The 24,629-nt window shown below is 72.0% G+C and carries 26 protein-coding genes; 12 read left to right on the forward strand and 14 right to left on the reverse strand.

From position 1 onward, the window contains the following. Nucleotides 1-36: 36 nt before the first annotated feature. Genes OU416_RS01230 through OU416_RS01245 form a run of 4 tightly spaced genes read left to right on the forward strand, consistent with a single transcriptional unit; the run spans nucleotide 37 to nucleotide 3,198 of the window. Complete coding sequence (locus tag OU416_RS01230; protein ID WP_270924895.1) at nucleotides 37-1,407, forward strand: purine-cytosine permease family protein; 1,371 nt, start codon at nucleotides 37-39, stop codon at nucleotides 1,405-1,407. Beyond that, nucleotides 1,404-1,820 (forward strand): RidA family protein, encoded by a 417-nt coding sequence (locus tag OU416_RS01235; RefSeq protein WP_270924896.1) that lies wholly within the window; start codon nucleotides 1,404-1,406, stop codon nucleotides 1,818-1,820. Before OU416_RS01230 ends, OU416_RS01235 begins: the two co-directional genes overlap by 4 nt. Beyond that, nucleotides 1,817-2,596 carry a creatininase family protein gene (locus OU416_RS01240; RefSeq protein ID WP_270924897.1) on the forward strand — a complete coding sequence of 260 codons (780 nt, stop codon included), beginning with the start codon at nucleotides 1,817-1,819 and terminating at the stop codon, nucleotides 2,594-2,596. The genes OU416_RS01235 and OU416_RS01240 overlap by 4 nt, the downstream gene beginning before the upstream one ends. 11 nt (nucleotides 2,597-2,607) lie before the next feature. After that, nucleotides 2,608-3,198: an NADPH-dependent FMN reductase gene (locus OU416_RS01245; RefSeq protein WP_270924898.1), complete on the forward strand. Its 591-nt coding sequence runs from the start codon at nucleotides 2,608-2,610 to the stop codon at nucleotides 3,196-3,198. 78 nt (nucleotides 3,199-3,276) lie between these two features. On the opposite strand, the gene OU416_RS01250 is transcribed toward OU416_RS01245, so the two are convergent. Further along, on the reverse strand, nucleotides 3,277-3,783 hold the full coding sequence (locus tag OU416_RS01250) for a carboxymuconolactone decarboxylase family protein (protein WP_270924899.1): 507 nt from the start codon (nucleotides 3,781-3,783) through the stop codon (nucleotides 3,277-3,279). Nucleotides 3,784-3,972: 189 nt separating this feature from the next. Here OU416_RS01250 and OU416_RS01255 point away from each other — a divergent pair, with 189 nt between their 5' ends. Next, nucleotides 3,973-4,743 (forward strand): hypothetical protein, encoded by a 771-nt coding sequence (locus OU416_RS01255; RefSeq protein ID WP_270924900.1) that lies wholly within the window; start codon nucleotides 3,973-3,975, stop codon nucleotides 4,741-4,743. A gap of 74 nt (nucleotides 4,744-4,817) precedes the next feature. On the opposite strand, the gene OU416_RS01260 is transcribed toward OU416_RS01255, so the two are convergent. The 3 genes from OU416_RS01260 to OU416_RS01270 form a co-directional block, all read right to left on the reverse strand. Further along, the gene (locus tag OU416_RS01260) at nucleotides 4,818-5,990 is read right to left on the reverse strand and encodes an MFS transporter (RefSeq protein WP_270925394.1); all 1,173 of its coding nucleotides are present in this window, start codon (nucleotides 5,988-5,990) and stop codon (nucleotides 4,818-4,820) included. Nucleotides 5,991-6,065: 75 nt separating this feature from the next. Then, nucleotides 6,066-6,722 (reverse strand): class I SAM-dependent methyltransferase, encoded by a 657-nt coding sequence (locus OU416_RS01265; protein WP_270924901.1) that lies wholly within the window; start codon nucleotides 6,720-6,722, stop codon nucleotides 6,066-6,068. A gap of 1 nt (nucleotide 6,723) precedes the next feature. After that, a complete protein-coding gene (locus tag OU416_RS01270; RefSeq protein WP_270924902.1) occupies nucleotides 6,724-7,383 on the reverse strand; it encodes an ArsR/SmtB family transcription factor in 660 nt (219 codons plus the stop codon). 278 nt (nucleotides 7,384-7,661) lie between these two features. Between OU416_RS01270 and OU416_RS01275 the strand changes: the two genes are divergently transcribed. Further along, nucleotides 7,662-7,859: a hypothetical protein gene (locus OU416_RS01275; protein WP_270924903.1), complete on the forward strand. Its 198-nt coding sequence runs from the start codon at nucleotides 7,662-7,664 to the stop codon at nucleotides 7,857-7,859. Between the two features lie 60 nt (nucleotides 7,860-7,919). Here the strand turns inward: OU416_RS01275 and OU416_RS01280 are convergent, their stop codons facing one another. Genes OU416_RS01280 through OU416_RS01295 form a run of 4 tightly spaced genes read right to left on the reverse strand, consistent with a single transcriptional unit; the run spans nucleotide 7,920 to nucleotide 13,172 of the window. Further along, the gene (locus OU416_RS01280) at nucleotides 7,920-9,248 is read right to left on the reverse strand and encodes a CHAT domain-containing protein (RefSeq protein ID WP_270924904.1); all 1,329 of its coding nucleotides are present in this window, start codon (nucleotides 9,246-9,248) and stop codon (nucleotides 7,920-7,922) included. Further along, nucleotides 9,242-10,819 carry an ATP-binding protein gene (locus tag OU416_RS01285; RefSeq protein WP_270924905.1) on the reverse strand — a complete coding sequence of 526 codons (1,578 nt, stop codon included), beginning with the start codon at nucleotides 10,817-10,819 and terminating at the stop codon, nucleotides 9,242-9,244. Before OU416_RS01285 ends, OU416_RS01280 begins: the two co-directional genes overlap by 7 nt. Continuing rightward, a complete protein-coding gene (locus OU416_RS01290) occupies nucleotides 10,816-11,901 on the reverse strand; it encodes a hypothetical protein (RefSeq protein ID WP_270924906.1) in 1,086 nt (361 codons plus the stop codon). Before OU416_RS01290 ends, OU416_RS01285 begins: the two co-directional genes overlap by 4 nt. Beyond that, nucleotides 11,898-13,172, reverse strand: a complete 1,275-nt coding sequence (locus OU416_RS01295) for a hypothetical protein (RefSeq protein ID WP_270924907.1) — start codon at nucleotides 13,170-13,172, stop codon at nucleotides 11,898-11,900. The genes OU416_RS01290 and OU416_RS01295 overlap by 4 nt, the downstream gene beginning before the upstream one ends. A 151-nt stretch (nucleotides 13,173-13,323) precedes the next feature. On the opposite strand from OU416_RS01295, the gene OU416_RS01300 reads away from it, so the two are divergent. Both OU416_RS01300 and OU416_RS01305 read left to right on the forward strand, forming a co-directional pair. Beyond that, nucleotides 13,324-14,094 (forward strand): hypothetical protein, encoded by a 771-nt coding sequence (locus OU416_RS01300; RefSeq protein WP_270924908.1) that lies wholly within the window; start codon nucleotides 13,324-13,326, stop codon nucleotides 14,092-14,094. Nucleotides 14,095-14,284: 190 nt separating this feature from the next. Continuing rightward, a complete protein-coding gene (locus OU416_RS01305) occupies nucleotides 14,285-15,241 on the forward strand; it encodes a hypothetical protein (RefSeq protein ID WP_270924909.1) in 957 nt (318 codons plus the stop codon). Nucleotides 15,242-15,288: 47 nt separating this feature from the next. Here the strand turns inward: OU416_RS01305 and OU416_RS01310 are convergent, their stop codons facing one another. Further along, a complete protein-coding gene (locus OU416_RS01310; RefSeq protein WP_270924910.1) occupies nucleotides 15,289-16,194 on the reverse strand; it encodes an RNA polymerase sigma-70 factor in 906 nt (301 codons plus the stop codon). A 200-nt stretch (nucleotides 16,195-16,394) separates the two neighbouring features. After that, a complete protein-coding gene (locus OU416_RS01315) occupies nucleotides 16,395-16,871 on the reverse strand; it encodes a carboxymuconolactone decarboxylase family protein (RefSeq protein WP_270924911.1) in 477 nt (158 codons plus the stop codon). Between the two features lie 205 nt (nucleotides 16,872-17,076). Between OU416_RS01315 and wrbA the strand changes: the two genes are divergently transcribed. Next, nucleotides 17,077-17,688, forward strand: a complete 612-nt coding sequence (wrbA, locus tag OU416_RS01320) for an NAD(P)H:quinone oxidoreductase (protein WP_270924912.1) — start codon at nucleotides 17,077-17,079, stop codon at nucleotides 17,686-17,688. Between the two features lie 86 nt (nucleotides 17,689-17,774). After that, on the forward strand, nucleotides 17,775-18,749 hold the full coding sequence (locus tag OU416_RS01325) for a ring-cleaving dioxygenase (RefSeq protein WP_270924913.1): 975 nt from the start codon (nucleotides 17,775-17,777) through the stop codon (nucleotides 18,747-18,749). 54 nt (nucleotides 18,750-18,803) lie between these two features. Here the strand turns inward: OU416_RS01325 and OU416_RS01330 are convergent, their stop codons facing one another. Together OU416_RS01330 and OU416_RS01335 are read right to left on the reverse strand one after the other, a co-directional pair. Next, on the reverse strand, nucleotides 18,804-19,280 hold the full coding sequence (locus OU416_RS01330) for a (2Fe-2S)-binding protein (protein ID WP_270924914.1): 477 nt from the start codon (nucleotides 19,278-19,280) through the stop codon (nucleotides 18,804-18,806). A gap of 49 nt (nucleotides 19,281-19,329) precedes the next feature. Then, the gene (locus OU416_RS01335; protein WP_270924915.1) at nucleotides 19,330-21,612 is read right to left on the reverse strand and encodes a molybdopterin cofactor-binding domain-containing protein; all 2,283 of its coding nucleotides are present in this window, start codon (nucleotides 21,610-21,612) and stop codon (nucleotides 19,330-19,332) included. 236 nt (nucleotides 21,613-21,848) lie between these two features. Here OU416_RS01335 and OU416_RS01340 point away from each other — a divergent pair, with 236 nt between their 5' ends. Continuing rightward, nucleotides 21,849-22,451, forward strand: coding sequence for a bifunctional 4-hydroxy-2-oxoglutarate aldolase/2-dehydro-3-deoxy-phosphogluconate aldolase (locus OU416_RS01340; protein WP_270924916.1), 603 nt, complete (start codon nucleotides 21,849-21,851; stop codon nucleotides 22,449-22,451). A 62-nt stretch (nucleotides 22,452-22,513) separates the two neighbouring features. On the opposite strand, the gene OU416_RS01345 is transcribed toward OU416_RS01340, so the two are convergent. Beyond that, a complete protein-coding gene (locus OU416_RS01345; RefSeq protein ID WP_270924917.1) occupies nucleotides 22,514-22,711 on the reverse strand; it encodes a hypothetical protein in 198 nt (65 codons plus the stop codon). A gap of 232 nt (nucleotides 22,712-22,943) precedes the next feature. Further along, entirely contained in the window at nucleotides 22,944-23,582 is a 639-nt protein-coding gene (locus OU416_RS01350; RefSeq protein WP_270924918.1) for an HD domain-containing protein, read from the reverse strand. A 95-nt stretch (nucleotides 23,583-23,677) separates the two neighbouring features. Here OU416_RS01350 and OU416_RS01355 point away from each other — a divergent pair, with 95 nt between their 5' ends. Continuing rightward, entirely contained in the window at nucleotides 23,678-24,628 is a 951-nt protein-coding gene (locus OU416_RS01355) for a GlxA family transcriptional regulator (RefSeq protein ID WP_270924919.1), read from the forward strand. The last annotated feature ends 1 nt before the right edge of the window (nucleotide 24,629 follow it).

Here is a 24,629-nt window from a genome sequence, read left to right on the forward strand (position 1 = left end):
CCTCCGCGCGCATCGGTGCGTTCCAGGGAGGCCGCCATGGTCGAAGACCCCGCCAGAGCCACCACCCCGCCCGGATCCTCGCGCCGGGTCGCCGTCGAGCAGAAGGGCATCGAACCGGTCCTCGACGGCGAACGGCACGGCACGCCGCTGTCCGCGTTCACCCTGTGGTTCGCCGGAAACCTCCAGTACTCGGCGCTGGCGGTCGGGGCGATCCCGACGGCCTTCCTCGGCCTGAGCTTCACCCAGGCCGCGCTCGCGCTGATCATCGGCACGCTGATCGGCAGCCTGCTGCTGGGCGTCGCGGCCACCATGGGCCCGCAGGCCGGAGCGCCGCAGATGGTGCAGTCGCGCGGCCCGTTCGGCTACTTCGGCAACTTCCTGCCGGTCGCGCTGCTGTTCCTGACCGGGTTCGGCTACTTCGCGGTGAACACCGTGCTCGGCACCTACATCGTGCGCGAGCTGTTCGGCATCCCGTTCCTGGCCGCGCTGGTCGTGGTGGCGCTGGTGCAGATCGTGATCGCCATCATCGGCCACGACTTCGTGCACCGCGTGGAACGTGCCCTGGTCGTCGTGATGGCCGTGCTCTTCCTGATCATCACCGGCTACGGCATCGCGCGCGGCGACCTCGGCGCCGGTGGCGATCCGGGCGCCAACACGCTCAGCGGGGCGATGCTGATGACCGTGGCGATCTGCTCGTCCCGCACGTTCGGCTGGGCGATCGGCGCATCGGACTACACCCGCTACCTGCCCCGCGAGACCGGTCGCCGCAGGCTGCGGTGGTCGGCGTTCGGCGGCGCGGCCATCGCCGGGCTGTGGATGCACCTGCTCGGCGCGGCGATCGGCACCGCCATCTCGCCGGACAGCCCGACCGACCTGGTCACCCAGCTCATCCCGAACGGGCTCGCGGTGCTCGCCCTGGTGGCGCTGCTGGCCTCGACGATCGCGGGCAGCGTGCTCGACATCTACTCCGGCTCGCTGGCCCTGCTGATGGCCGACGTCCCGCTGCGCCGCTGGGTTTCGGCGCTGCTGACCGGGATCCTGGGCGCGGCGCTGGGCTGGTGGGCCGGGCACACCGAAGGAGCGGTGTTCGGCAACTTCCAGAACTTCCTGTTCCTGGTGGGCTACTGGATCGGGCCGTGGCTGGGCGTGACGCTGGTGGACTTCCTGGTGCACCGCCGCGACGACGTGGACGTCGACGTCTTCTACGACCGCACCCGCCGGGTCCGCTCCGGGCTGCCGGCGTTCGCGATCGGCGTGGTCGTCTCGATCCCGTTCATGCACCAGAGCCTGTTCACCGGGCCGATCGCCGCCGCGTTCCCGCAGCTCGGCGACATCACCTACTGGGTCGGCGGCGCGGTGGCCGCGGCGGCCTACTACTTCCTCACCCGCACCCGGGAGACGCGATGACCGGAAAGCGCGGCCTGGGGCCGCTCTTCTACGGATCGGCCGAACAACCGTGGAGCCGCGGCGCCGCTGCCGGGGAGTTCGTCTTCCTCAGCGGGATCGACGGCGTGATCGACGACGAAGGCCGGACCGTCACAGGCATCGCCGGGCAGACCCGGACGACGCTGGACCGGATCCGCGCGCTGCTGGCCGATGCGGGTGCCGAACCCGACGACATCGTTGCGCTGGACCAGTTCGTCGCCGATCCGGCCGAACGCGCCGAGTACATGCGCGCCCGCGACGAGTGGTTCGCCGAGCACGCGCCGGGACTGCTCGACGAGCGCTCCTACGCCTCGCTGCTGATCTACCCGGCGCTGGCCACCCCGCAGATGCGGGTGGAGATCCGCGCAGTGGCGCACAAGAAGGAGGAACCGTGATCGTGTCCCGCGAGTTCGCCGAGCTGAGCGCCGCCGACGTGGGCGCCGCCCGCCCGTCGTCGGTGGCGGTGCTGCCGGTGGGTGCGATCGAGCAGCACGGCCCGCACCTGCCGCTGAGCACCGACGCGCTGGTCGCCGAAGCGGCGGCGCGCGCGGTGGTGGACCAGCGCGGCGAGGAGCTCGACCTGTGGTTGCTGCCCGCGCTGGCGTTCGGCCGGTCCGTCGAGCACGTCTGGGCGCCGGGCACGCTGTCGCTGTCGACCGCGACGTTCGCCGCGGTGCTCGACGACATCGGCCGGTCGGTGGCGGCCACCGGCATCCGGCGGCTGGTCTTCGTCAACGGCCACGGCGGCAACATCTCCGAGATCCAGACGGCGCTGCGCGACATCCGGTTGCGGCACGGGCTGATGACCTTCGCCACCAACACCTTCGTCCCGGTCGAGCGCGACGAGTCCTTCGCCGACGCGGAACTCGGCCTGGGCGTCCACGGCGGCGCGATGGAGACCTCGCTGGTGCTGCACCTGCGCCCCGACCTGGTCGACCTCTCCGCAGCGCGTCGCCGGATTCCCCAGCGCCTCAACGACAACGAGCACGTCCGGTTCGGCGGCAGCGTCGCCTTCGGCTGGCTCTCCGACGACTTCGGCCCCGACGGCTACCTCGGCGACCCGACCCGCGCGAGCGCCGAAGCCGGTGAACGGGGCTTCTCGGCCCTGGTGGCGGAGCTGGGCGACCAGCTCGCCGAAGTGGCCCGCTTCGACTTCGCCGACTTCTCGTGAGGGGATCAGCCATGCAGCACAGCGAATCGAACGGCCCGCTGGTCGTCGGGATCGGCGGCACGACCAGAGCGGGCTCCTCCAGCGAACGCGCGTTGCGCTTCGCGCTGGAGGTGGCCTCGGAACTCGGTGCGAGGACGCTGGTGTGCGCCGCGGCCGAGCTCGACCTGCCGATGTACCGGCCGGAGGATCCCGGTCGCACGCCCGAAGCGGCGCGGCTGGTCGAGGCGCTGCGCCGGGCGGACGGCGTGCTCATCGCCTCGCCCGGCTACCACGGCGCGGTCTCCGGGATGATCAAGAACGCCCTCGACTACACCGAGGACCTGCGCACCGACGTCCGCCCGTACCTCGACGGGCGGGCGGTCGGCTGCATCGCCACGGCGGCGGGCTGGCAGGCGTCGACCGCGACGCTGGCCCAGCTGCGCGCCATCACGCACGCCCTGCGCGGCTGGCCGACCCCGCTGGGAGTCGCGATGAACTCGGCGCTCCCGTGCTTCGACGACACCGGAACCCCGACCGGCCAGCCCGCGGACCAGCTCCGGGCGGTGGCCCACCAGGTGGTCGAGTTCGCCCACCACCACCTCCCGGACCGCCTGGCGTCCTGACCCGGGCGCTCACGATCGGGTGAGGGGTGAAGGGCACCTTTCGCCAAGTATGTGGGCCAAAGGTGCCCTTCACCTCGGTCAGATTCCGGCGACGAGGTTGAAGGTGCCGGTGAGCTGGTTCAGGACGACGAGCGCGACTGCGTCGGCGATCGTGCGTTCGGTCCAGCCGTGGGCGGTGAGGTCGGAGAGCTCGTCGTCGCTGATCGCCGCCGGTTCCGCGAGCACCTTGAGCGCGAAGGTGAGCAGTGCCGCCTCGCGCGGGTCGGTGGAGGTCGCCTGCCGGGCGAGTGCGATGTCGGTGTCGGTCAGCCCCGCCGCTTTCGCGGCTTCGGCGTGCGCGTTCAAGCAGGTCTCGCAGCCGAGCCACTCCTGGACGGCCAGCGAGATCTTCTCGCTGAGCGCGCGCGGCAGCTTCGTGCGCTTCACCGCCCTCGAGAACGAGAGGTAGCCCTGCAGGAGCGCGGGCGAGTGCGCCATCGTGCGGATCATCTCGCCCGCGGATCCGTGCCGGGTGATGATCTCCTCCAGCTGCTCGCGCGAAGCGGCGGGGGCGTCGATCGGTTCCAGTGCTGTCAGTCGTCGCATCACGCGTCCTCGCTCCAGGCGCTGCTCGGTGGTCCGGGCTGATACATATACCCCTTGGGGGTATGTCTCATCAAGTTGTCGCGTACCCCCAAGGGGTATGTTGTGGATCACGTTGCGCCGACGTGGACGGGTTGGCATAGTTCTCGGCATCGGGCACATACCCCCTGGGGGTATCGAGAGGGGATGGCGATGAACCAGTCGACGCACGCGGGTCACCACGACCACGCCGCAGCGCACCACGCCGGTCACCACGGCCACGCGGGTGCCCCGGAAGGGCTGCAGATCAGCAAGGACGGCTACACCTTCGCGCCGGAGACCGCCCGGCTGGTCGCCGGCGGAACCGCCGACTACCGGTTCCGCATCCTCGGACCGGACGGGGCGGCGGTGACCTCGCTGGCCGAGGTGCACGGGAAGCGGATCCACCTCATCGCGGTCCGCCGCGACCTCACCGCCTTCTGGCACCTGCACCCGGTCGAGACCGGCGGCGGGACCTGGACGGTGCCGCTGGAGCTGCCGGAGGCGGGGGAGTACCGCGTCTTCGTCGACTTCCAGCCCGAAGGCGCGGCCGGGCTCACGCTCGGCGCGGACCTGGCGGTCGCCGGTGACTACCGGCCGCGCCCGGTGCCGGAAGCGGCCGCGGTGTCGGCGGTCGACGGCTACGAGGTCGTGCTCGACGGCGAACTCCGGCCGGGCCAGGCACACCGGCTCGCCCTGACCGTGCACCGCGACGGTGCCCCGGTCACCGACCTGGAGCCCTACCTCGGCGCCTACGGGCACCTGGTCGCCCTCCGGCTCGGAGACCTCGCGTACCTGCACGTCCACCCGGAGGACGCGACCGGCCCCGGCCCGGAGATCGGCTTCCACGCGGCGGTGCCCGGCCCGGGGACCTACCGGCTGTTCCTCGACTTCAAGCACGCCGGAAAGGTCCGCACCGCCCAGTTCACCGTCGTCGCCGCGTGACCGGCCGCCAGCGGTGCGACCGCTCCGGGTGGTGACCTGGCCGGGTCACCACCCGGAACCGGCTCCGCGAGCGCTCAGGCGCGGGCGGTGCGGGCGACGGCGGGGATGATCGCCAGGGCGAGGACACCGCCGACGACCGCGAGCACCGAGTAGCTGCTGGCCGCGACGACCATGCCGGAGGCCATGCCGCCGCCCGCCCCGGCCAGTGCGATGGAGACGTCGATCTTGCCCTGGACCTTGGCCCGGGTGGCCAGCGGAACGGCGTCGGTGATGATCGTGGTGCCGCTGATCAGGCCGAAGTTCCAGCCGAGCCCGAGCAGCCCGAGCGCGAGCGCGAGCAGCCAGGTGGACTGCGGCGGTGCCAGGGCCGCGACCAGCCCGGCGCCGAGGAGGGTGATCCCGGAGGCGGCGGCCACCGCCAGCCGGCCGAAGCGGTCGACGAGCAGCCCGCTGAACGGGGACGGCAGGTACATCCCGGCGATGTGCACCGCGATGACCAGTCCTGCCGCGCTGACGTCGTGGCCGTGGTGCTGCATGTGCACCGGCGTCATGGTCATGATCGCGGCCATGACGATCTGGGTGATCACCATGACCGACGCGCCCAGCACCAGGTGCGCGCGATGCGGTGTCGCCGGATCCACGGATTCTTCCTGGGACCGCGGCGTTTCCGCGGCGAAGGCGCGCGCGGTGGTCAGGGGATCGGGGCGGAGCATGACCCACAGCACGACCGCGGCCGCCGCGTAGGCGACCGCCGCGAGGAGGAAAGGACCGGCCAGCTGCGGTAGCCCCAGGGAGGCGGCCAGCCCGCCCGTCGCGGTGACCAGGTTCGGCCCGGCGACGGCCCCGACGGTGGTGGCCACCAGGACGGTGCTCACCGCTCGGCCCCGCTGCTGCGGCGCGGCGAGATCGGCCCCGGCATAGCGGGCCTGGAGGTTGGTGGCGCTGCCCGCGCCGTAGACGAACAGCGAGAGGAACAGCAGGAACACGTTGCCGGTGCCGGCGGCGATCACGACGCCCAAGCTCCCCGCTGCTCCGGTGGCGTAGCCCATCGAGAGCCCGACGCGGCGGCCTAATCGCTGCGAGACGCGTCCGACGATGACCGCGGTGGCGGCGGAACCGATGGTGAACAGCGCACTGGGCAGCCCGGACAAACTGGTGCTGGCGAGCATCTCCTGCGCCAGCAGCGCGCCCACGGTGATGCCTGCGGCGAGACCGGCCCCGCTGAGTATCTGCGCGGTCACCAGCACGGTGAGAATGCGCTTCTGGGCAGGATGGGCTGCAACGGACACGGAGAGGCCTTTCCGCCTGGAACGTTCCCCGGTTCAGCGGGGTTTGGTCTGGGTGATGCGCCACAGGCGCCGGGGGAGCCCGCCTTCCTCGAAGGCGTGCACATCGGGCGCGGACCACCCCAGCGCGAGGGAATCGACCAGGTCGCGGTCGAAGAAGTGCACGGCGAAACCGCCGTGCTCGTAGATGTCGTCGCCGTGCGCGACACCGGCGCCGTAGTGGGCGTCGCCGGTGTGCCGCGCGGTGTACACCAGGGCACCGCCCGGGCGCAGCACGCGGTGGATCTCCGCGACCAGCGCGTGGATCTCCGCTGTGGACAGCGCCATGCACAGCAGCATGTGCGCGAAGACGCCGTCCACGCTTCCGTCCCGGAGCGGGATCGGGGTGCGGACGTCGTGCGCGGTCGTGGTGATGCGACCGGACACACCGCCTTCGCGCGCGCGGGAGCGGAGTTGCGCGAGGCCGTCGCTGCTGAAGTCCATGGCGTGCACGGTGAAACCGCACCGCGCGAAGTGCAGGCTGTCCCGCCCGTGCCCGGCGCCCAGTTCGAGGATCGCACCGCCGGTGGTGAAGAGCCCCGCCGCGTGCTGCGCGGGCTCGGACGGCTGGTCGCCGTACATGCCCGGATGGGCTCGGTAGGTGCTCTGCCAGTGCTCGTGCTGGAGGTGCCCGAGGTCGGCTGCCCTGGTCATGTCAGCTCGCCTCCACCGGCAGCTCGGCGAGCTGCCATTCGAGCATCCCGTCGGCCAGCGGCCGGGCGTTGCGGCCGTGCGCGGTCAGCAGCCGCACGGCGTCGTAGGACAGCACGCAGTAGCTCCCGCGGCAGTAGGCGACGATCTCCTGATCGGCCGGGATGTCGTCGAGCCGGTCGGCGAGCTCGTCCACCGGGATCGACACCGCTCCCGGGATGTGCCCGGCGGCGTACTCCTCGTGAGGCCGCACGTCGAGCACCACCACGTCGCCGAGCCGGGCGCGGCGCAGCAGCTCCTCCCGGCTGACGTGCTCGGTGCCCGCGGAGCCGAGGTGGGCGGCGCGAGCCGCCTCCACGTCGGGGAGGTGAGCGCTGGCCACGGTCCGCACCAGCGCGAACAGCGCGGCGACGTCGCTCCCGGCGAGCCGGTAGTAGATCTTGGTCCCCTCGCGGCGGGTGAGGACCAGGTTCGCCTGCTTGAGCGTCTGCAGATGCGCGGAGGCGGTGGTCGTGCCCAGCTGCGCGGCGCGTGCCAGGGCCTCGACGGTGCGCTCTCCCTGCGCGAGCAGATCGAGCAGTTCCAGCCGCTTCCCGCTGCTCAGCGCCTTGCCGACGCGGGCGAACTGATCGAACAGAGCGGTCTTCGAATCCCGATCGGCCATCGCTTCTCCAATCTTCCATGGAATAGCGTACAACGGTCGCTCGCTGCGCTGCGCAGGCGAGGGATCCCGGGTTCACCCGATTCGCTTACCCGGCGCGTTTCAAACCCGCGTTTCACCTGGTGGGGAGGTGAACACGGAGGGTGCGGGCGGGTGTCGGCGGGTGGTCGGCGGGCGGGCGTGACGGCGTGGTGACGGTGTGGTGACGGTGCTCTGTCGTACTCGGGCTCGGCGGTTGGTACCGCTGTTTGCACTGTCGTGAACGCGAACAAGGGGGAACCATGTTCGAACACCTCTCGGTGGAGCTGCTGCCGGAGCGCAAGGCACTCGGCGGCGGCTGGTGGGGCGGCTTCGGCGACATCGACCAGCACCTGGACGTGTGGCAGGACGTCGACGTCGACGTCTACAACGGCTCCTTCGCCGGTGATGTCGATGTGACCGCCTTCAACAACGCCAGCGTCGACCAGAACGCCCGCTGACCCGCACCTGGACGTTCTCGGCCGCCCACCGCAACCTGCGCGGTGGGCGGCCGAGGCGCGTCAGCGCTGCCGGAGGTCGGGCGGTGGCGGTGACCAGGCGGTGTGGAACGCCGCCCAGATCAGCGGTGTGCAGCGGAGATCGCCGGTCTCGATCCACCGGTGGGCTTGGGCGCGCTGCCACGCGTTGAGCGCGGCGACCGGGTCCGGTGACTCGTGCGCGGCGTTCACCGCGAGGATCGCCTCGGCCAGCACGCCCGCCGCGCGATCACCCAGCCCCGGGACGTAGCGCCGCAACCCGGCTTCGGTCGGCAGGGTCCAGCGCGTCGCGGTGACGTACTCCGCTCCGCGGTGCGTGAAGGCCGCGACCAGGCCGGTCGGTTCGGCGAAGCGCAGGTCACCGCCGGACTCGCACGCGACCAGAGCGACCCGGTTGGGCGCGCGCAGCGGTTCGGCCGGTCCGTGGCCGAGGACGATGTCGGCGGCGGTGAAGGGGCGGTGCCCGTTGACCGGTTCGGCGTGACCGGTGGTCCCGGCGCCGTCGGAGAGGTGCATCCGGGAGTCGAGGGCGTGCGTCGAGGCCGTCACGTGGCCGACGTAGAGGAAGCGCGACGCGCCGTCGAGCTCGGCGACCAGCCGGTCGCGGCCGAAGTCGTTGCGACGGAAGGCATTTCCGCCCGGGCGGGCGCGATCACCGAGCGCCGCGACCATCTCGGCCAGCGGTGATCCCGGTGCGACGGGGCCGAGCACGCTGCCCAGCTCGGAGGTCTCGCCGAAGCCCGGAACCGCGGGGTCGAGCGCTGTGACCACCGCGCCCCGCGGATCCCACGCCGAGACGGCCCTTCCGGCCCCGTTGCGCAGCGATGCGGGCAGCAGCGTGGAGATGTCGACCATGTCGGTCAACCGGTCGGTGCCGGAGGTGCCCAGCAGTTCCCACGGCAGCTGCGCGGTGGACGGCGAGGGCTGGATGCGCAGGTGCGGGCGGAATCCGCGGGATTCCAGCGCGTTGAGCTCCAGCCCGAGCCGTTGCGGGATGACGCACGAGGTCAGCGCGGTGGCGAGCCGCTGTTCGCGGGCCGGGTCGGTGAAGTCGCCGCCGCCGAGAGCTCGTTCGAGCGCTTGGTGGCCGGTTTCGGACGGCAGCGGCGAGGGCAGCGCGGCGCGCAGCAGTTCCAGACCGGGGGCGATGTGCGCGCGCGGCAGCACGACCATCCGGGGGTGCGCCGGAGCGTGGTCCCACACCCAGCTCAGGTAGAGCTCATCGGCGTCCACGTAGGTCAGTCGGGCGACCGGCCGGGTGGCGGCCGCCAGCCCGGCCAGCACTTCGCCGCCGTCCGGGATCGCGCGGACCTCCGGCGGGACCAGGTGCTCCGCTGCTCGCCAGTTCACCATCCCGCCACGACCTCCTCGGACCGGACGCGGATGCCGTAGCGCTGCTCGGCGCGGTCGATCCACTCCGAGAGCAGCACGTCCGCACCCGGGCAGGAGAGCACCCGCGGGGGCGGCTGGAACCGCACGGGAATCCGCGTCGCACCGGTGAGCAGCCCGGATGCCGCGGCGGGCAGCTCGATCCCGGAGCCGGTGGGAACGGTCGGCTGGATTTCGGTGGCCCACGGGGAGATCGCGGTGGCCGCGGGGGAGCGGAAGGTGACCGCCGCCGAAGCGTTCTCCGTCAAGGCCAGCAGCAGCCGGGTGTCGCGGAGCGCCGCGGCCAGCCGGAACGCGAGCTCGCGGGCCGGTGCGGCCACGGAGCCGACCCACCGCTCGCGCGTGGGACCCGGCGGGAACGTCTCGCGCAGCGCCTCGGTGGTCAGGTGCGCGGTGACCGCGAGGTCCAGCGCTCGGGCCAGCAGTGCCGCTCGGTCGTCCGGCGATGCCGCCGCCCGCTCCGCGTGCATCTCCGCGCGGCGGACGTCGACGCGGCACCGGTCCTGCGCGGTGAGCGCGTGCTCGCGGGCGCTGGTGTAGGCGTCTTCGGCGGCGTCGAAGTTCATCCGCACCGATTCGGCGTCGCCGAGCAGGCCCCAGGCCTGGAGGCGCTCCACATGCGCGCCGCCGGCCGGGAACTGCGTGATCGCTTCTCGCAGTGCTCCCGCCGCCTCCTCCGGGCACCCGCTGTGCAGCCGCACCGCGGCGATCCCGCAGCGACTGGCGGCGGCCCTGGTCGGCAGCCCGGCCTCGACGGCCAGCGCCTCGGCCGTCTCGAAACCGCGCCGCGCCTCTTCCAGCCGCCCGGCCTGCAACGACGTCCGGGCCAGGTTCTCCACGGCGAGCTGGCGGCTCGTCGCGTCGCCGGCGAGCTGGTTGATCTGCTCGGCCAGCGCGAGGTAGTCCTGCGCGGTGGCGTCATCACCGGTCAGCTGGGCGATGCCGGCGAGGTTCGGGTAGACCGAGGCCGACAGCTCCGGGTGGCTGGCCAGGGCCACTTCGAGGGCGCGTTCGCCCTCCTGCTCGGCTTCGGGCAGCCGCCCGGCTTCGAGGAAGATGCCGCAGCGCACGTTGTGCAGGGAGAACCGGAGCAGATCACCGTCATCACCGGAGATCAGCGCGGCGGCCCGGTCGGCGGACTCCAGCGCTTCGTCCAGCCTGCCCAGCAGGATGAGCGTCTGCGCCCGGGAGAGGTGCCCGTTCAGCACCGCGGAGCGGGTGCCGCGGCGGTCGCCGATCTCGGCCAGCACCCGCAGGCCGGTGCCGATCGCCTCCTCGATCCCGGCGATCGCGCCGCCGAGGTCCCCGCTCAGCTCGCGGGCCGCGGCGAGGTTGGTCAGGGCGCGGCAGCGCAGGTCGAGGCCCTCGGCGTCGACGTCGGCGACGCGGGTGAGCGCGATGGCCTGCTCGAAGAGCTCGGCGCTGCGCGCGATCTGCCCGGCCCGCAGGAGCTGCGCGCCTTCGTTGTTGTTGTCGCGAACCGGTTTCCAGCGTTCTCCGGTGGGCATCGGCCCCTGGAGAGCCGGTCCGGTCACGACATTCCTCCGGCGTGCGCGGCGGCCCGCTCGGCCAACGAGGCCGTGGCGTCCGCGAGCCTGCTGCGCGCGTGGGCGATCACGGCGGCGCGGACGTCCTCAGCCGGGGTGGGGACCGCGGTCGGTTCTGCGGTGATCCGCGTGTCGCGCACCGACAGCGTTCGTTCGGCTGTCGGCAGCAGGAGCGCGGTCGCCGGAAGCACCGCTTCGCCGGTGAACCGGTTCTCCACCCGCCGCAGCGGCACTTCCACGCCGAGCCGGGCCGGGCCGAACCTGGCGAGCAGGACGGGCGCGAGCGGCGGCTCGTGGTGGGGGAACTCGACCGTCGGAGCGGCCGGAACGGACACCGACAGCACGGTCTCGCCGCCCCGGCGGCCGATCGTCCACCCGGCGCCGCCCATCGCGTCGAGCGTTTGCGCGGGAACGTCCGCCCAGTTCAGCGAGCTGGTCCCGGTGGCGGCGGCCAGGTGGGTGCCACCGGCCGCCAGCGCCCAGTCGGCCTGACCGGGCACCCGCGCCGCGTCGAGCTCGACGCCGTGGTCCTCGGCGAGCGAGCGCAGCTCTTCGGCCAGCTCGATCGCACCGGCCGCGAAGACCGCGTGTTCGGCGAGTGCTTCCACCGCGCTCAGCGAGGCCGCGTCGAGCGCCCGCTCGACGCAGTCCTCGTCGTCGAGCAGGTGCTCCAGAGCTGCGGTGGCCACCGCCGTTTCCGCCGCGAGGAGTTCCCGGGACAGCGGAGGGATCGCTGCCTGCGCGGAGGCGGGCCACCACGCCGCCGCCCAGTTCAGCCGGGCGAGCCGGCGTGCCGCGGGCAGCAGCTCGGGCTCTTCCGGGGGCAGCGGGGCCTGAGTCGGGGCGTCGGCGAGCACGGCGTCGGCGATGTCGTCGCCGTAGATCTCCCAGAGCCATCCCGCGGCCGCGTCCGGGTCGTGGACCTGCGCGTTCGGGAACGCGGCGCCTGCGGTGACGTCCCAGCTCAGCAGCGCGCCGCGGGCCTCGACGAGTCCGGTCGTCGCCGGTTCCGGCCAGTCGGTGGCCTCCGCGAGCCGCGCCTGGTCGCCGCTGATCTCGATCCGGATCATGCCGCCCCCGCCGTCTCCCGGGTGAGCGACTGCTTCAGCCGCTGCCGGTGGTCCATGATGACCGACCGCAGCACCCCGTCGAGCAGGTCCCACACCTCGTGCGGTTCCAGCTGCTCACCGCGCAGCTCCCGGCCGTGCACCCGCACCCACAGCCTGCGCAGGTAGGCCTGGCGCACGGTGACGACGTCGGAGCGCAGGTCCTCGGGCACACCGCTGGCCGCGCCGGGCAGCCGCAGCACCCGGCGCACGTAGGCCTCCCGCTCCCAGCGCGAGCCCAGTCGCCGGTGCGCGGCGGTGGCCTGCGGCCCGCCCTCGGTGAGCCCGCCGCTGGCTTCGCGGCCGAGCAGCATGGTGAGGCGGCTCCGCTCCTCGCCCAGCTGCCAGGGGAGCGCGGAGCGGGAGATCTCGGCGCGGACGAGACCGGGCACGGCTTCCATGCTCTCCCGGTGGAAACTGCTGGTGAACGACGCGAAGAGCCGCTCGAAGATGGAGCGGTCGAAGGGCTTGGGGAGCCGGTTCTTCGACGCGTGGTCGCCCAGTCGCGGCGGCTCGGGCAGCGGCAGGTCGGTCAGCCCGTGGTCCCGGGCGGCTCCGCGCACGCCGAGTTCGGCGGACGCACGAGTGCCCGCGGCGGTCTTCAGGAGCCGGTCGAAGGCGTCGCCGTCGGCCTCGCCCGCACCGCAGCTGTCCAGGAAGTCCGCGACGGAGGTGGTCTCGCCGGGTTCGGGGCTCGGCGTCTCGCGCCACGCGGCGTCCAGCAGCTCGGTCAGCGCGTCGGCCTGGTCGGTCATGTGGCGGCGCAGCTGCGCGACCGTCATGTCCCCGGCCGCGTCGCGGATCTCCTGGACCACCTCCAGCGCGATCTGCCCGGCGTCGGCACCGGGAGCGCCGTGCGTGCGGGCCAGTTCGAAGCAGCGCTGGAAGTAGAGGTCCTGCGGGTTGCCCTCGGTGATCCGGGCGGCGCGGCGCGCGCGCTTCAGGGCCGCGAACCAGGCGGCCGTGGCGGTCAGGTCGGCAGCCGCGTCGAGGATGCGCTGCCGCAGTCCGGCGGCGTCGGCCTGGTCGATCCGGCCGCCGCCGAGGTGCGGGTTCTGGGCGGGCCGCAGGACCAGCGGGTCGAGGACGAGCTTCACGGTGCGGGCGAGCGGCCGGCCGCTGGCGTTGCTCAGCGCCGCCACGCCAGGGCCCAGCTCGGCCCACGCGGCGGCGACGACCCGGTCGCGAGGCACCGAAGCCGCTGGTCCCGCCGTCTCCGGCGCGTGTGTGCTCACCCGGTTAGTCTAGTGAAAGTTCTTCATCTTCGATGCCGGGCGCGCGACGTGATCCGCGCCTCCTCCGCGCGCGCATTGCTGTGATCGGTAGACGGCATCAGCGCAGCAGACTCGGCGTCGTCCGAGTCCTTGAAGCGGAAGGGTTGCTGAGATGGGCATCCTCAAGATCGTCAAGTGGGGAATGCTGGCGCTGAGCGTCGGTTTGACGGCGAAGTGGATCGTGTCGCTGAGCACGACGGGCGAGCTGGTGGGCGTCGGCATGACCGGCCCGATCATGCTGGTGACCGTCGTCCCGATGCTGTTCGCGACGGATCGATCGGTGGGCGGCGGGGTCAAGGCCAAGCAGTTCCGGGGCGCGGCGATCGGGATCGGCACCGTGGTGTCGGTCCGCCCGACGGGACTGCGGGTCAACGACCAGCCGCAGCTGGAGTTCGTGATGGACGTCGACACCGAGGACGGCACGACCTTCCGCGGTTCGGCCCGCCAGATCGTCCTGGTCCACGAGGCGGGTGCCGTCCAGGCCGGGGCGAAGATGCCGGTGCGGTACCTGCCCGGGTCGGCCGACGGCAAGGTCGTGCTCGCCACCGACGCCTCGCAGCAGGAGCTCCAGGCCGCGTTCAACCGGATCCGGGTCGCCACCGGCGAGATGACCCCGCGCCAGCTGGACATCGCCGAGCGCGGCGTGCCGGGGCGCGCCGTGGTGCTCTCCGCGCAGCCGACGGGGGAGATCCACCGCGACCGCGCGGTGATCCGCATCGAGCTGCGGGTGACCCGCGCCGACGGCACCACCTTCGACGTCGCGCAGGAGAAGGCGCTGGCGCCCGAGTTCCTGCCGAAGACCCAGCCGGGCATGGTGATCGACGTGATCTACCTGCCGCACGACGAGTCCGAGGTCGTGCTGTCGGTCCGCGCCAACGCCTGAACCGCTGCGGGACAACGGTGTCCTGGTGCGACTGTCTGCTGCGGACGGTCCGGGAACCGCGGAGCTCTCAGCGGAAAACGCCCTTCGGCGTCGCCCGGTGTTGCTAGCGTGACCGGCATGTTGATCAACGAAGCCCGCGGCTGCGCGGTGCGAACCCGATTACGCGTGCGCGAAGGCAGGAGGTGACCGCATGCCTCCCGGCTGCCCCACGCTCGACGGCCACGACGACCGGTCGATCGCGTTCCTCTTCGACGCCGTCGATCTCGGCGTGGACTACGCGAAGCTCGACGCGAACGGTTTCGTCCCGCTCGCGACGATCCTCGGCGCGGACGGCTCGAAGCACATCATGAAGCTCATCGGCGACGATGACGAACCGTGGACGCAGGAGCAGAGCGTGGCCCTCGGCCGCGAGAAGCTCCGCGACCTCGACGAGGACGCCCACTTCGTGACGCTGATCTACGACGGCTACTTCACCGGTGACGGCGGCCGGACCGAGGCGGTGTTCGTCGAGGGCCACCAGCTGGACCGCTCGCTCGGCGTGCTGATGTGCCAGCGCTACGAGCGGCGCGGCGACGAGGTCGTGCTGATCGGCAACCCGATGCTGCTCGACGACGAGCGAGAACCGCTGGTGTCGGCGGACCGCAAGCCGGTCGAGTACCCCAACCTCGGCCCGGAGGCCAAGAAGTTCATGCTCGACACGATCGGTGTCGGCATCGAGGACGTGGAACCGGAAGCGATCATCATGGTCCCGTTCGCCGCCGTCGAGGGCCTGGACGGCACGCGTGACATGTGGCGCCTGGTCGACGACGAGCAGAACCCCACGGTGGGCGGCGGACTGGACTTCGGCCACGAGCAGCTCGCGTCGCTGGACCCGGCGGTGGTCCGCTGCGCCGCGCTGGTCTGGGGCGGGGACTTCCCGGACGACCAGGACGAAGAAGGCGCGGTGTTCATCGAGGTCTACGAGCTCGGCCGCCCGGCCGGGTTGCAGCTCGTGCAGCCGTACCGCCGGCTCGACCACGACCGCATCGCGTACCTGGGCGAGCCGCAGATCATGGAGGAGACGCAACCGCTGGTGCGACCGGAAGAACCGCACCGGTCCGCGGCCTTCGCCCGGCTCCAGGAGATCGCCGCGCAGAAGCGCAGCTGACCACCGCGGGCCCGTGAGCACCGCCCAGGGCTCACGGGCATTCGCGGTCAGTCCTGCCGCAGTTCCCGGGTGAGCGCCCAGGCGTCGGCGACCGGCCCGAGGTGGCCCAGCTTGTCCGGGTTGAGCACGCCGCGGATGGTCTGGATCTTGCCGTCGAGCACGTCCAGGACCATGACGTTGAGGACCTTCCCGGCCCGGTCGCGCAGGACGGTGCCGGACTGGCCGTTGACCTCGTGCGGTTCGAAGGTCACGCCGATCCCGGACAACCGGGGGAAGACCGCGCCCAGCAGGCGGGCCACGTTCTCCGCCCCGGAGATGGTCGTGGCCACCTGCGGGGCCTTGCCGCCGCCGTCGCCGATCAGCTGCACGTCGGCGGCCAGCAGCTCCCGCAGCTCGCCCACGTCGCCGTCCTTGAGCGCGCCGAGGAACCGCGTCGCCAGCTCCTGCCGCTGGCGGCGGTCCGCGGCGAACCGGGGGCGGCCGTCCTGCATGTGCCGCCGGGCCCGCACCACCAGCTGCCGGCACGCCGCCTCCGACCGCCCGACCGCCTCGGCGATCTCGTCGAACCCGAAGGCGAACACCTCGCGCAGCACGAACACCGCCCGCTCCAGCGGGCTGAGCCGTTCCAGCAGCAGCAGCGCCATCGACACCGAGTCGGCCAGCTCCGCCGACCGGTCCGGGTCCTGGTACGGATCGCTGAGCAGCGGTTCCGGGAACCACGGCCCGACGTACTCCTCCCGCCGCACCCGCGCGGAGCGCAGCACGTCGATCGAGATCCGGGTGATCGTCGCCGACAGGAACGCCTTGGTCGAGGCGGGCCGGGTCGACGAGCCGTCGAAGCGCAGCCACGTCTCCTGCACCGCGTCCTCCGCCTCGCCCACGCTGCCCAGGATCCGGTAGGCGATCGAGAAGAGCAGCGGCCGCAGCTCCTCGAACTCCGCGAGCTTGTCCACCACGACTCCGTTCTTCGGTACGACTGATCATCACCCGTGGCACCGACGTCACCACCGGGTCCCGCCGCCGGTGTGGCGGACCGTCGGCGTGCCGCGCGCCGGCACACCGACGGTTGTGGAGAACTCCCGCGATTTCAAGGGAAATCGGATGTCCGACTTCCCTTGAAATCGCGGAGGAGGGGACGAACCCCGTGTCGGGCTCAGCCGAACTGGCCGGGTTCGTAGGAACCGGCCGGCTGCTGGGTGATGATGTTGAACCGGTTCACCATGTTCATGAACGAGACCAGGACGACCAGGGCGGCCAGCTGCTCCTCGTCGTAGTGCTCGGCGGCCCGCTTCCACAGCTCGTCGCCGACACCGCCGGCCGCGTCCGCGACCCGGGTGCCCGCCTCCGCCAGTTCCAGCGCGACGCGTTCGGCCTCGGTGAAGACGGTGGCCTCCCGCCACGCCGCGACCAGGTTCAGCCGCACCGCGCTCTCCCCGGCCGCGATGGCGTCCTTGGTGTGCATGTCGATGCAGAAGGCGCAGCCGTTGATCTGGCTCACCCGCAGCGCCACCAGTTCTTTCGTCTCGGCGGGCAGCGGCGATTCCTTGAGCGCCTGGCCCGCCGACATCACGTGCTTGAAGACCTTCGTGGTGATCGGGCCTGCCGCCTGGTAGTCCAGTCGTGCGTCCACGGTGTGCTCCTCGTGTCGAAGTGCTGTCACCACCCGAGACGGAACTGCGCGCCGTCCTGTGACATCGACGCGGGTGATGCACGTCTCAGTCGAATCTGTGCCGGTGAATTCTTGCGCGGAAGAGAAGTTGGCGGTAGCGTCTTCCGCGTAAGAGATTTGGTGGGGGTGTTTCGCCGCCCGCCCTCGCGAACAGGAGTCATCAGCCGTGGGCAACGTGAAGCTGAGCATCATCTACTACTCGTCGACGGGTACCGGCACCGAGATCGCGAACACGCTGGCCGCCGAGGCGGAGGCCGCGGGCGCGGAGGTCCGGCTGCGGCGCGTCGCCGAACTGGCGCCCGACGCGGCGATCGACAGCAACCCGGCGTGGCGGGCCAACGTGGACGCCACCAGCTCGGTGCCGGAGGCCACCGCCGACGACGTGGTGTGGGCCGACGCCGTGCTGTTCGGCTCGCCGACCCGGTTCGGCAACATCTCCTCGCAGCTCAAGCAGTTCATCGACACGCTGGGCGGGCAGTGGGCGCAGGGCCTGCTGGCGGACAAGGTCTACAGCGGGTTCACCTCGACCTCGACCACGCACGGCGGCCAGGAGTCGACGCTGCTGGCGCTGTACAACACCTTCCACCACTTCGGCGGCATCGTGGTGGCCCCGGGCTACACCGACGGCGCGAAGTTCGCCGACGGCAACCCCTACGGCACCAGCCACGTCGACGCGCAGGGCGCGAACAAGGTGGACGACACCACGCGCGCGGCCGCGGCCGTGCAGGCCCGCCGCGTGGTGAGCGTGGCCCAGGCGCTCAAGAACGGCCGCGCCTGACGAACTCCGGCCGGGCATTCGGTGGCGCGACCGGATGCCCGGCCGGAGCCCGCGCAGCAGCATCCCGTCAACCGCAGGAGGCGGTCATGTCGATCAGCACAACCGGCTTGCACCACGTCACGGCCATCGGCGGGAATCCGCAGCGCAACGCCGACTTCTACCTGCGCACCCTCGGGCTGCGCCTGGTCAAGACGACGGTGAACTTCGACGACACGGGCACCTACCACCTGTACTACGGCGACGCCGAGGGCCGGCCCGGCACGCTGATGACCTTCTTCCCGTGGGACGGCGTCGAGGACGGCCGCCACGGCGCGGGACAGGCCACGACCACCGCGTTCTCGGTCCCGGCGAACTCGATCGGCTGGTGGCAGCAGCACCTCGCGGCCGCCGGTGTGCCGACGAGCCGGATCACCAACTCCGACGAGGAGGACCGGCTCGCCTTCCGGGACCCCGACGGCCTGGGCATCGCGCTCGTGGCGCACCCGCAAGGCGACCCGCGAGACCCGTGGGACACCGCGCTGGTGCCGGGCGAGCACGCCGTCCGGGGCCTGCACTCGGTGACGATGACCGTGGCGCAGGAAGCCGCGACGGCCGAGATGCTCGTCGACGACCTGGGGCTGCGGTTCCGGCACCAGGACGGCAACCGCCTGCGCTTCGCCGCCGGTGACGGCGGCCCGGGTGCGCTGGTCGACGTGCAGGTCGAGCCGAGCGCCCCGCGCGGTGTGGTCGCGGGCGGCACGGTGCACCACGTGGCCTGGCGGGTTCCCGACGACGCCGCTCAGCGGGCGTGGCACGACGAGCTCGAGGACAAGGGCTACGACGTCACCGACATCCTGGACCGGCAGTACTTCCACTCGATCTACTTCCGCGAACCCGGCGGAGTCCTGCAGGAGATCGCCACCGACGAGCCCGGGTTCGGCGTGGACGAACCGCTGCTGGAACTGGGGCGCGCGCTGAAGCTGCCGCCGTGGCTGGAGCCCGACCGCGAGCAGATCCGGGCTTCGCTGCCCGCGCTGGAGCTGCCCGCCGAGAACAACCCCGAGCTCGCCGAAAGCCGTTGAACCGCCGGACTTCCCCGCCCGACGAGGGGCCGGGTGGGGAAGTCCGCGCCGTCGTCACATCCGCTCGGCGCCGGTCTTGATCGCCTCGCGGATCCGGTAGTAGGTGCCGCACCGGCAGACGTTGCGGATCTCGTCCAGCAGCTCGTCGTCGATCTCGCGGCCCTCCCGGCGGGCCTGGTTCACCTTGGCCACCGCCGCCATGATCTGGCCGGGCTGGCAGTAACCGCACTGCGCGACGTCGTGCTCGAGCCACGCCTCCTGCATCGGGTGCAGCTCGCGGCCGACCGTGGCGGGCAGGCCCTCGATCGTGGTCACCTCGTCGTCGGCGGACAGCTCGCCGACCGGTACCGCGCAGGGGTTGAACGCCTTGCCGTTGATGTGCGAGGTGCACGCCTTGCAGACGTTGATGCCGCAGCCGTACTTCGGGCCGCGGATGCCGAGCAGGTCGCGCAGGACCCAGAGCAGCCGCTCGCGGTCGTCGGCCTCGACCGTGACCGTCTCGCCGTTGACCTTGAAGGTGTGGGTGGGCATCAGCCGGAACCTCCTGGAGTGGATGAGGATTTCAACCTGGCGGCCGGGCTCAGTAGGTGTGGTCCAGGCCGTCGGTCGGCGAGGCGGGCACCGGCGGGATGAACGACTTCGGCTCGAAGTGCAGCGGGTCGTGGTGGTTGATCGGGAAGTACTGCGGCAGCTTGCCGACCGCCCTGGTGTAGGCGCAGGCCGTCGCGGCGAACGCGGAGGCGACCCCGGCCTCTCCCGCGCCACCGGGCGGGTTGTCGCTCGGCAGCACGAAGACCTCCATCTCGCGCGGGGTGTTCCACTGCCGCGTGTAGGCGGAGTTGTCCCAGCTGGCTTCGAGGAAGCGGCCGTCGGTGAGGTGGCTGGAGTTGGTCAGCGCCAGCGCGATGCCGTCGCTGATGCCGCCCTGCATCTGCGCCTCGACGCCCTTGGGGTTGATGACCAGGCCGGGATCGACGGCGAAGGTGACCTTCGTGACCAGCGGCCCGGTCACCGCGTCGCGCACCACGCGGTTGACCGTCTCCGGGCGGCAGTCGATCTCCACCAGGCAGGCCGACGCGCCCTTGTACTCCTCGTGGATCGCGATGCCCTGCGCCGTGCCGGGCGGCATCGGCCTTCCCCACTCACCGGCTTCGGCGACCTTCTGCAGCACCCGCTTGACCCGCTCCTTGCGCAGGTAGGCCAACCGGAACTCGTAGGGGTCCTTGCCCAGCTTCTTCGCGATCTGGTCGACGACCAGCTCGTTGGCGGCGCGGACGTCGGGGGAGTAGACGTTGCGGACCGCGCTGGTCGGGAACCGGTCGTGCGCGCCGGTCTCCATCAGCTTCTGGTTGATGACGCCGAAGTCGTAGGGCATGAACTGGGTGGTCTCGAAGATCGTCTCGGCCAGGCTGAGGTTGCCCGCGATCGGCAGCTTGCCCGCGGTGGCGGTGATCGCCTCGCCGAGCCCGTGGGTGAAGTCGACGGCCACCCCGGTGTGCCGGTGCTCGAAGCCGAGCACCTGCTCGCCCAGGTGCGCGACGCGGATCCGCGCCGTCACCATCGGGTGCGACCGCCCCTGCCGGGGCTCGTCGGCGCGGTGCCACATCAGCCGGACCGGCGCCCGGCACGCCCGCGAGACGATCGCCGCCTCCAGCGCGCCGTCGAAGAACAGCTTGCGGCCGAAGGAACCGCCGCCCTCCACGACGTTGAACGTCACCTTGCCGCTCGGGATGCCCAGCGTCGCGGCGATCTCCTGCTTGGCCGCGATCGGCGACTTCGCCGAGGCCCAGATGGTGGCGCGGTCCTCGCGCACGTCGGCGACCGCGGAGTTCGGCTCCAGCGGTGAACCGCTGCGGAAGTAGAAGGTGAAGTCGAAGTCCATCGTCTCGGCCAGCACCGGCAGGTGCGGCACCACCATCGGCAGCTCCGCCGACTTGATCTCCGCCCGGATCGAGTCGTCGGAGGCGCCCTCGGCGGTGCCGGGCTTCCACTGCACCCGCAGCGCGCGGATGGCGTCGATGCACTGGCCGAAGGTGTGCGCCCGGACGGCGACACCGCTGGGCACGATCTCGACGTGCGTGACCCCGTTCATGGCCTTGACCTCGGCGGAGTTCAGCACGCTCGCCGCGCTGCCGCCGATCGTCGGCGGACGGCAGACCATCGCGGGCAGCGCGCCGTCGACCTCCAGGTCCATCGCGAACTGCTTCTGCCCGGTCACCGCGGCGTAGGCGTCCTTGCGGTTCTGCGGGGTGCCGACCACGCGGAACTCCGACTCCGGCTTGAGCTGCACCTCGCGCGCGGTGGTCGTCGGCACCGCGGCCTTCGGCACGAGTTCGCCGTAGGGCAGCACCCGGCCGGTGCTGCCGATGATCTCACCGGCCCTGGTGGTGAGGTGCTCGACGGCGTCGCCGAGCAGCGCGGCGGCGGCCTCCAGCAGCGCCAGCTTGGCGAGCGCGGCCGCGACCCGGACCGGTGTGTACATCGCGAAGATGGTGTTCGACCCGCCGGTGAGCTGGTTGAACAGCAGTTCCGGCCGCGCGGGCGCCAGCGTGACGCGCACCTTCTCCAGCGGCAGGTCCAGCTCCTCGGCGATGATCATCGCGATGGAGGTGGTGATGCCCTGGCCCACTTCGGCGCGCGGTAACTCGAAGGACGCCGTGCCGTCCTCGTGCACCTCGACCTTGATCAGCTGCGAGGTCGGCAGCGCGGCCGCGGTGAGCACGTCGTTGAGGTCCAGCAGATCCGCGGGCACCGGCGCGGTGAGCGCGTTCGCCTCACCCGGCGAGCTGAGCAGCCCCGCGTTCGCGGCGGCGACCAGCCCGGTGCCGCCGATCAGGTAGCCGAGGAACTTCCGCCGGCCCATGCCTCCCGCTGGGGCTCCCGTCCCTGGCTGTGACATGCCGTCTCCCGTCGCGTCGCCGGATGAGATTTCACGCGAGCCGAGCGTGGACCGAACCACTCGCCGCTAACTGTTCAGATCTTGTACACCCCTGCGGCGAGATCCACCAGGGTGCGGCGCGATCGGTTCCCGGCTGCGGGAGCGGCGGCGGTGCGGACGTAGCATTGCGGCTGGAAGCGGCGGCGGGCGGAGGGTGCGCGATGACGGCGGCGGAGTTCTTCCAGCGGTACTCCCGGATTCCGGTGATGGCGATCCTGCGCGGGTACCCGCCGGAGCGCACCGTCGAGCTGTGCCGCCGAGCCTGGGAAGTGGGCATCGAACTGGTCGAAGTGCCGGTCATGACCGCCGGGCACCTGCCCGCGCTGCGCGCTGCGATCGCCGCGGGCCGAGAAGCGGGGCACCCGGTGGGCGCGGGAACCGTCATCGCGCCCGAACAGGTCGAGGAGGTGGCTTCGGCAGGCGCCGCGTTCACCGTTTCTCCCGGCTACGACCGGGAAATCGCCGGAGCGGCCGCTCGGCGCGGGCTCGCGCACCTGCCCGGGGTGGCGACCGCGAGCGAGATCACCAGGGCCGTGCGCGACGGCCACCGCTGGCTCAAGGCGTTCCCCGCGGCTCAGCTCGGTCCGGCGTGGATCACTGCGCAGCACGGCCCGTTCCCGGATGTCGCGTTCGTCGCGACCGGCGGGATCAGCGCCGCCAACGCCGGTGACTTCCTCGCCGCGGGAGCCCGCGTGGTCGCGGTCGGATCAGCCCTCGAAGACCCCGAGCAGCTCGACGCCCTGGCGGCCCTGGCCGGTTCGTAGGCGCACGACGTGGCCGCCCACCGCGCGCAGCTGCGGTGGGCGGCCAGAAGTCCAGAAGCCGGTCAGTGGGCGTTCTGGTCGATGTTGGCGTTGTTGAAGGCGGTCACGTCGACGTCGCCGTAGCAGGAGTCGTTGTCGACGTCGACATCGACGCTCTGATCCAGGTAGAGGTCCTGGTCGATGTCGCCGAATCCGCCCCACCAGCCGCCGCCGAGTGCCTTGCGCTCCGGCAGCAGCTCCACCGAGAGGTGTTCGAACATGCTTCCCCCTAGTTCGCGTTCAGACCTTCCAACAGCGGCACGAACCGCTGCCGTGAGTACGCCACAACGCCCGTCACCACCCCATCACGCAGCCGTCACAGCACCAGGCGGACGAGGCTCATCACGCTCCGTGTTCCCGTTCTGAGCAGCTGGAACACGGCTGCCGGAGCGCCCTTGTAAGCGGATCGGATGAACCTCGGTCCGCAGACCCGGCGTCGTCCGCACCGGACGGTCACTCCGGCCAGTCGGAGTTCTTGATCACCTCGACGAAGTCGCCGCGCTCGAACCCCGGGACGCAGTGCGCGAGGACGTCGGCCTTGACGTTGCCGAAGGTCGTCTCCGGGCGGTCGGCGATGCCGTCGGCGAAGGCGGCGAGGATCCGGTTCTTGAAGTCCGGCCGGGGGTGCGCCGCGACCACGGCGGCGCGCTGCTCGTCGGTGACCGCGTGGTAGCCGATGCCCAGGACGTCCAGTTCGACACCTCGCGTGACCAGCGCGATCTCCGGCGCCATGTGCAGCGGGATCTCGGGTGTGGTGTGCAGGGCGATGGCCGTCCACACCCGCTCGGCGGGCTCGCCGGTGATGCCGTGCGCGCGCAGGAACTCGCGGGCCTCGTCGGCGCCGTCGATCTCGAAGCGCTGGTCGGTGCGGCGGTACCGCTCGGTCAGGCCCAGGTCGTGGAACATGGCGCCCACGTAGAGCAGTTCGGGATCGAACCGCAGTCCCTGCTCGCGCCCGCGCAGCGCGCCCCAGACGAACACCCGCCGGGAGTGGTCGAACAGCAGCCCGGGTGCGGCCTCGCGCACCAGCTCGGTGGCCTCCCGGGCCAGCGGGCTGTCCGGGATCTGCACGCCCGCGATCGATTCCGCCATCCTGCGCTCCTCCTCGTTCGGCGACGGATCCAGCTTCGCCCGGACGGTTACCCTGGTGCCATGTCCTTCAAGCCAGAAGAACCACGGATTCGGACATGACCCGGCGGGTCGCGGTCGTGGTGTTCGACGGGGTGACCGCGCTCGACGTCAGCGGCCCGTACGAGGTGCTGCACCAGGCAGGCCGCCTCGGGCACCCGTACGAGCTGCTGCTGGTGTCACCGCGCGGTGGGCAGGTCGCCACCTCTTCGGGACCGGCGCTGGCCGGGGCCGTCGCGGCGGACGAAGCCGGGCCGGTCGACACGGTCGTCATCGCCGGCGGGGACCGGCTCGTCGAGCAGCCGCCGGAGCACGACCTGTTGGAGGCGGTGCGCGGGCTCGCCGCTCGGGCGCGACGTGTCGCGTCGGTCTGCACCGGTGCCTTCGTCCTCGCCGAGCTGGGACTGCTCGACGGCCGCAGGGCGACCACGCACTGGCGGCACGCCGCGGCGCTGGCCCGCCGCTACCCGCGGGTGCGGGTGGAACCGGACGCCATCCACGTCCGCGACGGCCGCTACCTCACCTCTGCGGGCATCAGCGCCGGGATCGACCTGGCGCTCTCGCTGGTGGAGGACGACCACGGGCCGGAGGTGGCGCGGGCCGTGGCGCGGGAGATGGTCGTGTTCCTGCAACGCCCCGGCGGGCAGTCGCAGTTCTCCACGGCCATCGCCACGCCACCGGCGCGCAACGAGCTGCTGCGCGAGGTGCTCGCGGCCGTGGTCGCCGACCCGGCCGCCGATCACAGCCTGCCGGCCATGGCCGCCGCCGCGGCCGTGAGCACCCGGCACCTGACCCGCCTGTTCAACGCCGAGCTCGGCACCACGCCCGCCCGCTGGGTCGAGCGCGTCCGCCTGGACCGGGCCCAGCAGCTGCTCCTCGACGGGCACAGCGTCACCTCGGCGGCGAGCCGCAGCGGGCTGGGCACCGACGAATCCCTGCGCCGCGCCTTCGCCCGCCACCTGGGCACCACGCCGACCCACTACCGCGAGCGGTTCGCCAGCACGCGGTGAG

It is taken from the genome of Saccharopolyspora indica, assembly GCF_027853965.1.
In the GTDB taxonomy this organism is placed as follows: Bacteria; Actinomycetota; Actinomycetes; order Mycobacteriales; family Pseudonocardiaceae; genus Saccharopolyspora; species Saccharopolyspora indica.